The sequence below is a fragment of the Pedobacter cryoconitis genome (assembly GCF_014200605.1).
GTDB lineage: Bacteria > Bacteroidota > Bacteroidia > Sphingobacteriales > Sphingobacteriaceae > Pedobacter > Pedobacter cryoconitis_B.
Genome location: NZ_JACHCE010000005.1, coordinates 217,982 through 231,200, shown reverse-complemented (window position 1 = coordinate 231,200; position 13,219 = coordinate 217,982). Strand labels below are relative to the sequence as shown.

Annotated in this window: 13 protein-coding genes and 1 tRNA gene; 5 read left to right on the top strand and 9 right to left on the bottom strand. The window is 39.4% G+C overall.

The genetic code is table 11. The features are described 5' to 3' along the window. The first annotated feature begins 2 nt into the window (after positions 1–2). On the top strand, positions 3–506 hold the full coding sequence (locus HDE68_RS16575; RefSeq protein WP_183883342.1) for a hypothetical protein: 504 nt from the start codon (positions 3–5) through the stop codon (positions 504–506). On the opposite strand, the gene HDE68_RS16570 is transcribed toward HDE68_RS16575, so the two are convergent. Both HDE68_RS16570 and HDE68_RS16565 read right to left on the bottom strand, forming a co-directional pair. Continuing rightward, positions 503–1,648: a fatty acid desaturase family protein gene (locus tag HDE68_RS16570; RefSeq protein ID WP_183883341.1), complete on the bottom strand. Its 1,146-nt coding sequence runs from the start codon at positions 1,646–1,648 to the stop codon at positions 503–505. The two genes, HDE68_RS16575 and HDE68_RS16570, sit on opposite strands and share 4 nt — an antisense overlap. Before the next feature lie 123 nt (positions 1,649–1,771). Next, a complete protein-coding gene (locus HDE68_RS16565; protein WP_183883340.1) occupies positions 1,772–2,152 on the bottom strand; it encodes a winged helix-turn-helix transcriptional regulator in 381 nt (126 codons plus the stop codon). A 125-nt stretch (positions 2,153–2,277) separates the two neighbouring features. Here HDE68_RS16565 and HDE68_RS16560 point away from each other — a divergent pair, with 125 nt between their 5' ends. From HDE68_RS16560 to pncB, 3 genes are all read left to right on the top strand, one after another. After that, positions 2,278–3,282, top strand: coding sequence for a zinc-binding alcohol dehydrogenase family protein (locus HDE68_RS16560; protein ID WP_183883339.1), 1,005 nt, complete (start codon positions 2,278–2,280; stop codon positions 3,280–3,282). 19 nt (positions 3,283–3,301) lie between these two features. Further along, the gene (locus tag HDE68_RS16555; RefSeq protein ID WP_183883338.1) at positions 3,302–3,781 is read left to right on the top strand and encodes a cupin domain-containing protein; all 480 of its coding nucleotides are present in this window, start codon (positions 3,302–3,304) and stop codon (positions 3,779–3,781) included. An 80-nt stretch (positions 3,782–3,861) separates the two neighbouring features. Beyond that, positions 3,862–5,043, top strand: coding sequence for a nicotinate phosphoribosyltransferase (pncB, locus tag HDE68_RS16550; RefSeq protein WP_411267943.1), 1,182 nt, complete (start codon positions 3,862–3,864; stop codon positions 5,041–5,043). Positions 5,044–5,089: 46 nt separating this feature from the next. Here pncB and HDE68_RS16545 read toward each other — a convergent pair whose 3' ends face one another. The 6 genes from HDE68_RS16545 to HDE68_RS16520 form a co-directional block, all read right to left on the bottom strand. Further along, positions 5,090–6,106, bottom strand: a complete 1,017-nt coding sequence (locus HDE68_RS16545) for a WD40/YVTN/BNR-like repeat-containing protein (RefSeq protein ID WP_183883336.1) — start codon at positions 6,104–6,106, stop codon at positions 5,090–5,092. Then, positions 6,106–6,537, bottom strand: coding sequence for a DUF2147 domain-containing protein (locus tag HDE68_RS16540; protein WP_183883335.1), 432 nt, complete (start codon positions 6,535–6,537; stop codon positions 6,106–6,108). The genes HDE68_RS16545 and HDE68_RS16540 overlap by 1 nt, the downstream gene beginning before the upstream one ends. 141 nt (positions 6,538–6,678) lie before the next feature. Beyond that, positions 6,679–7,716, bottom strand: coding sequence for an aldo/keto reductase (locus HDE68_RS16535; RefSeq protein ID WP_183883334.1), 1,038 nt, complete (start codon positions 7,714–7,716; stop codon positions 6,679–6,681). A 38-nt stretch (positions 7,717–7,754) separates the two neighbouring features. Then, positions 7,755–8,774 (bottom strand): LLM class flavin-dependent oxidoreductase, encoded by a 1,020-nt coding sequence (locus HDE68_RS16530; RefSeq protein ID WP_183883333.1) that lies wholly within the window; start codon positions 8,772–8,774, stop codon positions 7,755–7,757. 202 nt (positions 8,775–8,976) lie between these two features. Beyond that, positions 8,977–9,867 (bottom strand): alpha/beta hydrolase family protein, encoded by an 891-nt coding sequence (locus HDE68_RS16525; RefSeq protein ID WP_183883332.1) that lies wholly within the window; start codon positions 9,865–9,867, stop codon positions 8,977–8,979. Between the two features lie 166 nt (positions 9,868–10,033). Next, positions 10,034–10,117 (bottom strand) — tRNA-Leu (locus tag HDE68_RS16520). 227 nt (positions 10,118–10,344) lie between these two features. Between HDE68_RS16520 and HDE68_RS16515 the strand changes: the two genes are divergently transcribed. Then, entirely contained in the window at positions 10,345–10,515 is a 171-nt protein-coding gene (locus HDE68_RS16515) for a DUF2158 domain-containing protein (RefSeq protein ID WP_183883331.1), read from the top strand. A gap of 45 nt (positions 10,516–10,560) precedes the next feature. On the opposite strand, the gene HDE68_RS16510 is transcribed toward HDE68_RS16515, so the two are convergent. Then, positions 10,561–13,029, bottom strand: coding sequence for a TonB-dependent receptor (locus tag HDE68_RS16510; protein WP_183883330.1), 2,469 nt, complete (start codon positions 13,027–13,029; stop codon positions 10,561–10,563). Positions 13,030–13,219 lie beyond the last annotated feature (190 nt).

The window sequence follows — 13,219 nt, the reverse complement described above, 5'->3', positions numbered from 1 at the left end:
GCATGCAAATACTCAATAAGGTCATCTTCTGGGTTTCAATTGTGGTAATTTTAACCTGGATGATGTTATCTCTTTTTGGAAAGTTGATCCCTTTAGAAATTAAGATTGGAAAAAGCGGAGGTCTGTACCAGGTTTTCCTGTTTTATGCACTTCAAACGGCAGTCTTGCTGACCCTATTTGGCACTTTAAAACAAAAAGACAGTAGAAGGCGTCTGATTATTAAACTAATTTTAACCTGTGCAATTGCTGTAGCAGCTTGTTTTTTAACCATTGTCACTATTTTTTCGGGTATGTGCAGCTGGAATACTGACCGCGTTTTACTAGAGAAAAAAGATGCTCCGGATACCCGGATAGTTTTAAGGCGAAAAGGCTGTGGGGAACAGAAAAAAAAATATCCGCTATATAAGACTGCCCAGGAAAAACATATCATTGCAGATTTGTACTGGATCAAAGATATTGACACAAATCAGCTTGATCAAAAACAGTGGAACCGCCTGAACCCTTAAAGAACAACTTCGACAATTTCAGGAAGGATATAAACCTCTCTGTTGATGTTCTTATTTGACTTATAAGTTTCCTTCCCCAGTTTCCTTAACATGCGGTAATGAGACTGCAAAGCAGCTGTAAAGGTGATACTCTCTATATAAGGAAGGCCAAATTCTTCGGCAGTTGCCTTAACGATCTTTCCTATAGCAGGGTAATGAATGTGACAAATCTTTGGAAAAAGATGGTGTTCTATCTGACGGTTTAAACCTCCGCATAAAAAAGCAGCCATTTTACTTCCTCCCGCAAAATTTGCTGTGGTCCTCATTTGATGTGCTGCCCATGCCTCTTCCATATTTCCCTGTTCATTTGGCAGGGGAAAATCTGTTCCTTCGACCACATGTGCCAATTGGAAAACGAGTCCAAGAACTAATCCCTGAGCGAGCTGCATAGCCATAAAACCGATTAAAAATTGCCCGAATGTGATTGGCATCACCAGTAATGGCAATGCGATAAAAAGAAAATAATATATCGCTTTGTAGAAAAACAACCTGAAATATTCAATCCGGGGATGAATAACCCGATGCTCTCCTATTTTATGCTGAAAGAACTTCTTGTAATCTTTTCTGAATACCCATGACAACATAGAAAAGCTATACAAAAAGAAGGCATAGAAATGCTGGTAACGCTGTAATTTGTTTACTGTTTCTGTATCAGAGAACCGGATAAGCCCTGGTGCAACGTCAATATCTTCATCATGCCCCGAAATATTGGTGTAGGTATGATGTACAATATTATGGCAGATATTCCAAACGTATGGGCTTGCACCAATCAGGTTAAAAATAAAGCTCAGGAGCTGATTGACCCTGGCATTACCAGAAAATGCTTTATGAATGGCGTCATGGCAGATATTAAAGCCTACAAATGCACCAAATACGCCTAGTAGCATAGACAATAAAAGCAAAACAGGAAGACTAAGACCAGCAAACAGAATTGAGGTGTATAATGCTGTTATTCCTGTTAAGAAAAATATGGCCTTGAACCACATTGCCCCATTTGCATGAGTGGAAATATTGTTTGCTGTAAAATAAGTATCAACTCTTTTCCGTACTGTGATATAAAATGTTGACTGATTGGTATTAATAAACCTGACTTTTTTAGTCATCCTTTCTGTTTTCCCCCGTTGCGACTAATAAGAGTCTGTTTGATTCAATGCTATAAAGATAGTGTAATAGATCACATTCTCTGTTAAGGGAACTTAATCTTTAGCTACATAACGGCAAAGCGGTCAGACAAGTATCTCTTCTTTGATTTTCTCGCGGTGATTGAGCCCCCATTGGACTAATATATCGGTTACAGGAATAATGCTTTTACCATATTCAGTAATGGAATATTCTACGGTAACAGGCCTGGTGTCCTGAATAGTCCTGGTCACCATCAGGTTAAGCTCAAGGTCTTTTAATTCTTTGGATAACATCTTTGCAGATATCCCGCTGACACCACGCTGAATCTTTTTAAAATGATTGTTTTCTGAAGTCCGGTTAGTCAGATAGCGCATAATCAGCAGTTTCCATTTTCCACCTAATATATCAATGCTGTCACGCATGGCTGTAAGTTCTTCCTGACAGCTTGCTTCCCGCACATTTCCTTTATTTTTCACGATGCCCATATGCTGATAGTTTATTTGGGGTAACTGGTTACCTGGAGTTAACTGATAGCAAATATAAACTATTGGCGATTTAATTTAGCCTTCTCCATTAAGAGTTCACCTATTTAAGTTAAAATCAAATGACCATGAAAGCCATTGTATTAAAAGATTTCGGGGATACTGATAATTTCATCCTGGAAAATAATCATGCTATACCTGAACCTGCAGATAACGAAGTATTAATCAGCATAAAGGCGGCTGCGTTTAACCCTATCGACTATCAGATGAGGCAGGGTAAAACGGAAAGAAAGCGAATGCATTCACCTATACTGGGTCGTGAATTTGCCGGAGTGGTTGTTAAAACCGGCCAGTCAGCTCATCAGTTCAAAATTGGCGATTCGGTATTTGCTGCTTCTGGAAGTATGGGTTCAAATGGTACCTATGCAGAGTATATCAGCGTACCTGAGCTTATATTAGCTGTTAAACCCGAAAATATAAGTTTTGAAGAGGCGGCAGCTATTCCGGGTGCATCGCTCACCGCACTGCAATGTTTTAACAGATTGGCTATCAAAAAAACTGATGCTGTTTTTATTAGCGGTGCTGCCGGTGGTGTAGGTATGGCCCTGATCAAAATACTGGTGGCTAAAGGATATCAAAAGATAATCGTTACTGCAGGTAATGAAGAAAGTAAAAATCAATTGATTAAGGCCGGATTGAAAGAAGAGCAGATTATTGATTATAAGCTGGATAATCTTTCTGAAGTGATTATGGAGCGGAATAATGGTCAGTTTTTTAAGCATTGTATAGATCTGGCAGGCGACCGGATGTCCTGGATCTGTGCGCAGGTTCTGATCACCAATGGTACTTATACTGACGTTACTGCACTGACCACTGCTCCTGCAAGAGAAGAGCTCTTTCATAAAGGCGCAGTAATTGTCAATATTTCAAATTATGCGTATTCATTACAGAAGAATTATCATTATTACGGAGAAAAACTGAATGAATTCATGCAACTCATGTCAGCTCTTGCCATTACACCGCCTGCCGTATTCAATGTTGGGCCTTTGGCTGTTGAAACCGTTAAAAGGGCACATCAGCTTTTAGAAGACAACCTCACAAAAGGCAGAAAATTAGTGATGCAAATAGATTAATTCATCTCAAAGAGAAAATATGTCACAAATTCCAAAAATACCACGCCGTATAGTCACAGGGTTAAAAGACGGTAAATCTATCATTACAGAGGATGCTATAGTAAATAATGTTTCTGAACATTTTCCAGGTCTGATTATTTCAGATATCTGGGTTACTGATCAAATGCCTGTAGAGCTGTATAAAGAGGTTAAAATAGATAATACGGCCATGCCTGCAACTCCTGCTCGGGGAACTTATTTCCGTTACGTGAGTATTCCTCCAGATAAAGATCTGGGAATTAAACCTCTGGAGAAAGGACAGGTACATCCTTTAATGCACCAGACCGACACGTTAGATTATATTATCATTCTGTCTGGTGAGATTTATTTGATTCTGGATGAGGAGGAAACTCTTTTAAAAGCCGGGGATATTGTAGTTCAGCGCGGCACAAATCATGCCTGGAGTAACCGTTCAGATACACATTGTATCCAGCTTGCTGTTCTATTGGATGCTAAATAAACCTATATTTAGGATAATTAATGAGCTACTGGCCCGAATTATGATAAGGTAGCTCATATTATACATCTGAATATATGTCTATGCAGCCTGTCCCTTCTCTAGTTTCTATCCTTGACAATGACTTTTATAAGTTTACCATGCAGCAGGGTGTGATCCGCTTATTCCCTTATGCTAAAGTCCGCTACAAGTTTATTAACCGGGGGAAACATTCTTTTCCTCCAGGATTTGGTGATGCACTGCGGAAGGCAGTCAATGAAATGCCTTCTTTAAAATTAACCCGCGAAGAGAAAAAATTCCTGCAGGTCAATTGTCCATACCTGGACCCTTCATATCTCGATTTTCTTGAAGGCTATCGTTATCAGCCTGAGGAAGTTCATATTGAACAGCAGGGTGATCAGTTAGCAGTACATGTAGAAGGGCTCTGGTACCGTGCTATTTTATGGGAAGTACCAATTATGTCTCTGATTTGCGAGTTATTTTATGAAATGACGCATGCGGTCAGAATAAGTAACGAAGAGGTGATTGAGCGGACAAAGAAAAAGATTGAAAATTATCGTGAACTGGGTGTGACTATTGCTGAGTTCGGTACACGCCGGAGATATTCTTATGCTATTCACCGTTTGGTCTTACAGACACTTCAAAAATATGGAGAGGGTTCATTTATCGGGACTAGTAATGTCCATATGGCAATGGTTCATCAGACTAAACCAATAGGTACGCATGCCCATGAATGGTTTATGTTTCACGCTGCCAGATATGGCTTTAAAATGGCCAACTCCCTGGGCTTGGAACATTGGGTACAGGTTTTCCGCGGAGATCTGGGGATTGCTTTATCTGACACTTATACAACGGATGTGTTTTTCAGACAGTTCGACAAAATGTTTTCCAAGTTATTCGATGGGGTGAGACACGATAGCGGTGACCCGCTTTTGTTTGCTGATAAAGTAATTGCGCATTATCAGCGTTTGGGTATCAATCCAAAGACTAAAACTATTATATTCTCTGACGGATTGAATTATGAGAAGGTTGCCCGTATTGCCGGACATTGTCATCATAAAATTGGTATCTCTTTCGGTATAGGAACAAATCTGACTAATGATGCTGGCCCTGAACCTATGAATATAGTAATTAAGATGACTCAGGCCCAGCCTCAAAATGAAGAGTGGACAGACGTAGTTAAACTTTCAGACGAACATGGTAAATATACTGGTAGTGAAAAGATGATCCATCTGGCTAAAGAGATCCTGGAGATCAATCCTTAGAGCTAACAGAAGCCCCCTTTATATTATATTGTGAAGTTTAGCTTCCTTATTTAATCTTTAAAGTATAGATCAGCCCCTTAGCACCGGCAAGCAATACTAGTTTGCCGTTTTTAGCCTTTTGAATAACATTAAAGCTTTCTTCTGAAATGTGATACCAGTTCATTCCTCCGTCTCTGGAAACATCTGTTCCTGAAGTACCTGTAGCAAAACAGGTTTTATCATCATACCAGATCACCCCCGAACGGTAACCAAAAACAGGTCTGGAAGGTTTAGCCCATGACTTTCCACCATCGCTGGTCAGCAAAATATTATTCGTATTCTCTTTGTCTTTTTCATAATCACCGCCAACTACAATTCCCTGATTTTCGGTATAGAAGTCAATAGAAAAGGCTCCGGTAGTACTTTTTCCATGTAGAATGGGACAGTCATACCTTTTCCAGCTCAGGCCGTAATTGTCAGAAGTGTAAATGTTTGATTTGGTACCTCCTGTAGCTATCCAGATTTTTCCACCAGCCATGGTCTTAATTCCTGTACCGCTTGCCGCAAACCCAGCTTCACCGGTTGCCATTGTCTGTTTTAGGTTTGCCGAGATATCTTTCCATGTACATCCCCCATCATCAGTAATGAGCAGCTGTAAATGATTTTGAATGGGATCACCGAAGATGATCCCATTTTTTTGATCCCAGAATGACATGCCGTCAAGAAATATGGCAGAGTCTGGATTTTTATAAGTTTCAGTCCAGCTTTTCCCGCCATCCCCGGTACGAAGAATATAAGCAGGCGAGCCCGCATTGACGATTACAGCATGGTTTTTATCAAAGGCTTCAATATCTCTGAAGTCGAGCGTTTCATAACCTTTGGGTTTTGTCCAGGTCCACTCCTTGCCACCATCTATGCTTTTCCCAACAAATCCGTTGCTTCCACTTACCCAGGCAATACTGTCAGAGACGACAGACATTCCTCTGATACTGGTATTAGTTCCAGTATTAACGGTACTTAATTCATAGGTTTGTGAAAATACGGTAAAGGGCGTCAGCAATAAAAGGTACAGGAGTATTCGCATTATTTAACTTTTTTCCAGACTTCAGATCTTCCAATAATTGAGATCCCGATATAACCACGCATATTTAAATCACCGTTGTCCTTAAGATTCATATTACAGCTATAAGTTTTACCAGATTTAGGATCATAGATTTTTCCATCGGTCCATTTACCACCTTCGAAAACAAAATCCTTAAGCATTTCCATACCTAAAATAGGTCTGGATTTCAGGTTTGCATCAGGATTCTTTATATCCGTTTTAGCATTACCTTTTTCATCTTTAGGATTTTTCAGCCATACAATCTTACCGAAATATTTAGACTCTTTTTTAAAAATCTCTACATGTGCCTCTCCTGTAGAGTTAACCCATTGACCAAGAATAGCATCTTTGTTCTGCGCAAAACCTGTAAAGGAGATTGCTGTGAAAAGTAATAGCAGTGAAATATATCTCATAAGTTTATATTTAGTTTAGGCTAATTTACAAATTACACCTATTAAACAACTATGGTATCCAGCAGTTTTTTCTTTTTCTTTATAAAAAGACCACCTTCCTTAAACAGAAAAGGTGGTCCCGGATTAAGAATTCAATAGTTATTATCCTTTATAAAATACAGGCAGCGGATTCAGTTCTTCACTTTGTCTTTGATGCCAGTAAGGGTAGATAGGCTCTGGTTTACTTGCTTCATCCAGTTTTTTAACCTGTTCTGTAGTCAGGTTCCAGCCTACTGCTTCCAGATTTTGTTTCAATTGTTCTTCATTTCTCGCTCCTATAACGATGTTTGATACTGTAGGGCGTTGTAATAACCAGTTCAGGGAAATCTGTGCGACAGTTTTACCTGTTTCAGCTGAAACTTCATCAAGGGCATCCATGATCGTATATAAACGTTCTTCATTTAAAGCTGGTCCATGACCACCGCCTTGTTGTACACGGTTATCTGCGGGAAGTGGCTGATTACGTCTGTATTTTCCTGATAAACGACCCGAAGCCAATGGACTCCATACAATGGTCCCTACTTTCTGATCAATACCCAGTGGCATAAGCTCCCATTCAAATTCACGGTCAAGCAAAGAATAATAAGCCTGATGTGCGATATATCTTGACCATCCATATCTTTCGGATACGGAAAGGGATTTCATTAAATGCCATCCCGAGAAATTAGAGCAGGCGATATAACGTACTTTTCCGCTTTCAACCAGATTTTCCAATGTTTTCAGTGTTTCTTCTACGGGCGTGTTTGCATCAAAACCGTGCATATGATAAATATCGATATGATCAGTGTTTAATCTTTTCAGACTATCTTCACATTGTTTGATTAAATGAAACCTGGAAGATCCCAGATCATTAGGGCCGTCTCCCATGGAGAAGGTCGCCTTGGTTGAGATCAAAACCTGATCACGAAGCCCTTTTAAAGCCTGACCAAGGATTTCTTCTGAAAGTCCGTTAGAATAAACATTTGCAGTATCAAACAGGTTAACCCCTGCATCCAGGCAAAGGTTAATTAATCTGCCTGCCTCTTCGACCTGGGTACTTCCCCAGGCTTTAAAAAACTCATTTCCACCACCAAATGTTGCGGTACCAAAACTTAATACGGGTACTTTAAGACCCGAAGCGCCTAATTGTCTGTATTCCATGCGATGCTATTTTAAATATTAATTATTTTTCAACAAGATTAACCTTTCATGATATCCGCAAAAAGCTGATAAGAATGTACTCTTGCCTGATGATCAAAAATGTGAGAAGTAACCATGACTTCATCGACCTGTGTCCGGCTGATAAAAGTTTCCATGTCTTGTTTAATCGTTTCCGGACTGCCAAAGAAAGAACAAGCTATCATTTGATTCACAGCTTCTTCTTCGTAGTCTGTCCATACACCATTCATGTGATCAACTGGCGGTTGTAATAATTCCAGTTTACCAGTTACTACGCCCATAAAAAACCGCTTTAAAGAAGTGGATAGTCTTTCAGCTTCTGCATCAGTATCAGCAGCAATTACATTTACGCATGAGATGACGTAAGGAGCTTTCAGGTGTTCTGATGGTCTGAAATTCTGACGGTAAATATTTATTGCTGTCAGAAACTGTGCTGGTGCAAAATGACTTGCAAAAGCGTAAGGAAGACCCATTGCCGCAGCTAAACGGGCACTATCAGTACTAGAACCCAATACCCAGATCGGGATGTCTAAACCTTCACCAGGAATTGCCCTTACGCGGGCATTCGCATTGTCTGCGGAAAAGAAGTTTTGCAGTTTGATGATGTCCTGCGGAAAATCATGTACAGCATTAAATCTTTCTCCTCTGATAGCCATTGCCGTAACCTGATCTGTACCGGGTGCACGTCCAAGTCCCAGATCTATTCTGCCAGGATATAAGGAGGCTAAAGTACCAAACTGTTCGGCAACAATTAAAGGGGAGTGATTAGGCAGCATGATACCACCGGAACCTACCCGGATTGTTTTTGTACCACCAGCAATGTGTCCGATCAGCAAAGATGTTGCTGAACTCGCCACACTGATCATATTATGATGTTCGGCCAGCCAGTACCTGGTATAGCCAGATTTTTCTGCTTGCTGTGCCAGATCAAGGCTATTGCGAAAAGTATCAGCTGGTGTTTTTCCTGCAACTACTGTTGCTAAATCTAATACTGAATAAGGAATAGTTGCTAATTTATTCTGAGGTGTTTCATTTATCATTACAAAGCTCTCTATAGTGCAGAACGATCTGCTTATTGATAAAATTAGAGATTAGGAATGGTAAAAATATCTTGTCCGGAAAGATTTGACTTTACGTACAGATGTGGTATCATGGGAAAGTAAAAAGCCTGTAAATTTTCGGTTTACAGGCAATAAAAGAGCTTTGACATTGTTTTTTTTTTAAAAATGGAAAGCTTTTAGCTTATTTGCTTTTCATATGATCTGCAATGGTCTTAATCCATTGAATAGCTGCGTTAAATGGCTCCTGTGATTTGGAGTAGCTAGTGTCATGCCCTAGTTCTGGAAATAACTGGTAATCATACAATTTGCCTTGTTGTTTAAGTGCATTGAGATGCTCTATTGACAAACGTACCGGAATTTGTATATCCTTACCTCCAAAAAGCCAAAGTCCCCGGATCGGAAGTGTGGAAAGTGCATCCTGCGGATCGGTGCCTGCAAACTGATACCGGTCAGGGTCACTTTTTATATGCTCACGTGCCTCAGCTTCAGTATGTGTGTCCCAAAAACTGGTATTTCCTTGTGTATAGAACTGAAACCGCAGCTGTTCAAGCGTTGTAATGACTGGTCCGCTAAATAATATCATGAAGTTTACCTGATTATTTTTTTTTGCAGCCAAAGGGATTACCCAGCCAGCCTGGCTAAACCCTATTAAGCCCAATGGCCCATGATTGGCTGGTAATTGTGTCAATAGTGCATTAGACGCAGCGCTTGCATCTAAAGCTAACAGGTTGAGATTGGCAGAATCAATATTATTGGTCCCTACTTCCGGCCCGGTGTAAATGCCCCCCGATTTTCCTGCTCCGCGTTTGTCATAGGTTAATACTGCAATGCCGTTTTTTGCCAAAAGCGACGCCATGTTTACCATCCTTGTTTCCTGGCCGGACCCATGCACAAGGACTACTGACGCATAAGGATGTTCAGGTTTAAAGATTGTACCTTCCAGAGTGACCCCGGCACTGTTGAACTTCACATTCTCCGTAGTGAAATCGGGCTGTGAAGCAGATTCTGGTGCAGTTTGCCCAAATGAGCTAAAACCAAAGCAGCAGAGCAGAAAAAGTAAATATGGTTTCATTGTTCTTAATTTAAGGGATCTTATCTCCCGGTTACGAATTATTATCCAAATATAAACCGATATAAAAGCTGGGATAATAAATGTGACGGAATGGGGGAAAGATGTGACGAAGAGTGATTTATTGGCATAAAAAAAGGAAACATCATATTCATGATGTTTCCTTCTGTGCCCGAAGAGAGACTCGAACTCTCAAGGATCTTACTCCAACGGCTTCTGAGACCGCAACGTTTACCAATTTCGCCATCCGGGCATTAAACGATGGATTATCCACTCTGGGCGACAAATGTAGCATTATTTCTGAAATGAAATAAAATATTTAAACAATTTTGTTGAAGTCTTAGCGAAATAATCTGCAACAAGCTAACCTGCTTCCTGTTAAAGCTACATGATCTGACAGCAAAATGCTATTTCAACAGAAGATAACTATTTGATTGTTAATAGCGTTATATTACATTCGTAGTAATTAAAACTGAACCTATGGCAAAATTTACAACAGGCACAATTCTGGTGCTAAAATCGGGCGGTCCTAAAATGACTGCAGGAATTTTAAAGGAAGATGGTTATGTAAACTGTTTCTGGTTTGATCACAATCAGGTTCTTCAGGAAGTAACACTGCATGAAGACCTGCTTACTGAAGCTGTTTTTTAAGGATAAACCCCAATTGACTTTTCAGGATCAATTGGGGTTTATATTTTAAAATTTAAAAGCAATACTACCAATTACGCTTCTTAATTGCTGAGGGTTCATTGTTCCATAGCCTATCCAATATTGTTTGTTGGTCAGGTTATCTACTTTCAAACCCACTCTGTACTTAGGCTGATCATAAAATGCAGACGCATTTAAAGTTACATAGTGTGGCAGAATAAATACGCCATTTGATACACTGTTAACGATTTTATTATCACTGGCATAATTTCCGCCAAAACCTATACCTGCACCTTTTAATTTACCGTAATTCAATTTATAACTCATCCACAGATTCGCTGAATAAGGTGACATTGAATAAGCATCCCTGCGTCCTTCTACATTAGGGTCTGCATTGGTCAGTTTATTATCATTATAGGCGAAACCAGCAATCACATTAAATCCTTCGATCGGGTTAGCGATTACTTCGGCTTCAATACCTTTACTCAATTTTGTTCCATTTTGTATAAATTGATTAATTGGAGGGGCTGGTTGTCCCGGAACAGCCTCAGGGATATAACCTCTTACTACATTTTTCACTTTGATATCATAGTAAGAAATTGTACTGCTTAATTTACCTCCGAATAAGTTTAATTTCACACCACCTTCAAACTGGTTGGCTTGCTCAGGTTTAAAACCATGTCCAAGATAGTCCTGACCGGTTTTATTTGTAAAACCACTCTGATAATTGGCAAAAATGGAAATCTGATCTTTAATTGGCTGATAAACCAATCCAAATTTAGGTGCAAAAGCCAGTTGTTTATAAGCACCGGTATATAATCCGGTAGTGTCCTGATAATTACCTTTATTATCAAATCCATCCATCCTCAATGCCGCCAGTGCAATTAGATTATCAGAGAGATTAACGACATCAGAAACATAAACACTATAGGTACTTGAGATGAAACGGTTGATATAATGGGAAGTCAGCTTAGGATTAGTCTGATAGAATTGTGAAAGATTTGTTTCATTAAAATCTGCATAGTTTGGTATCGTACCATTTTTTGGAACGATATCAAATTTATTAATTGAATAAAATACCTGGTTAGAGTTCTGTCTGAGATAATCCAGACCAAGCACTACCCTGTTTCTTATTTTCCCGATATTGAACTCTCCATTAAAATTCTGTTGAATTTCTGATACAGTAATCTGGCTATTTGCTGTAGACTGATCAGCACGGGAAAGATAATCGCTTCCTTTTGCAGTTGGGTCTACTACGCCCGCTGCATTAGGAACCATCGCATTAGGAACCAGGAAAAAATATGGGCCACGGCCGTTAGAAAAGCTATAAGTGCTGGTATAGTTAGTTTGAGAAGTCCATTTATCAGAAAACTTATAATTCATCTGTCCGAAGAAATTATCATTTCTTGAAGTCTGAACCAGATCATTGCTATGGTAAGACCGCTTATAGTCCAGTCCAAGCTGATCAGCTCTGTCTGCTCCTAAAGAAGAAACAGGGAAATAAAAGAAGATAATCTGTTTTCCAACACTGCTGCCGCTATACAACTCTGCATCTAACAAAAACGAAAGTTTGTCGTTAACTTTATAAGAAATGCTGGGTGCAATAACCAGGTCTTTACCATACCCGTTATCCTGGAAAGACCCCTGATAATTATAAGCCGTATTCAATCTGAATAATACCTTTTTTGCACTATCCAATGGTGTATTTACATCTGCGCTTATGCGGTTAAAGCCATAACTTCCGCTCGAATAAGCAACTTCTCCACCAAAATGATCATAAGGCTTTTTAGTTACCCTGTTGATTAATCCGCCGTAAGAAGTCAGCGCACTGCCAAATAACGTTGCCGAAGGCCCCTTAAGCACTTCAAGACTTTCCAGGTTTGCTGCATCGATACGTCCGGTTACATTACCTGCAATGCCATTCCTCAACTGGCTCTGAAGAATAAAACCTCTTGAGCTATAATAAGCACCTCCATCGCCACCACGACCTGTAGCTTCCCACATTTTTTGCAGACCAGGTACATTCTTAGTCGCATCATCTACTGAGAAAACCATTTGATCTGTTAACAGTTCTTTAGTGATGGAAGTGTATACCTGTGGGTTTTCTAAATTATTCAGAGACATTTTAGCCGCATAATCACTCTTTTTCTTTGTAAATTTATTCGTCTTTGAACTGGAGATTATGATCTCATTCAGCTCTGAAGAGTTTTCTTTCAAAGTGAAATTCACCTCCAGTGCATTACCTGTGGTAACTACAATTTTTCGCTCCTGCTTTTGTAAACCAATAGCAGTTGCAACGATTGTATAAGTGCCTGGCTTTACTTTTTTAAGGATGAAAGTACCGTCTTTTTCGCTTAGCGTCCCTACACCCGCTCCCTTTAAAACAACACTGATATTGGAAGCACCAGTGCCATCCTGAGTTATTATCCTTCCATTTATCTGTCCGCTGGGTTGCTGTGCATTTGCTTTGAAAATGCCAAAAGCCAACATTATTATGATAAGTAGTTTTTCTCTCATATTATTTAGATTAATTATAAATATGAGGCAAAGAAAGTACCTGTTATTCGCTTTTCAAAATTTATTAAGAACTATTCTATATAAAAGCACATACATTACTTACTTATAATCAATAAATTAATACATTATTTAAAATAACACACGGATTTCATTTAAAGAAACCAGAAAAGAGTTATTTTACATTAATATT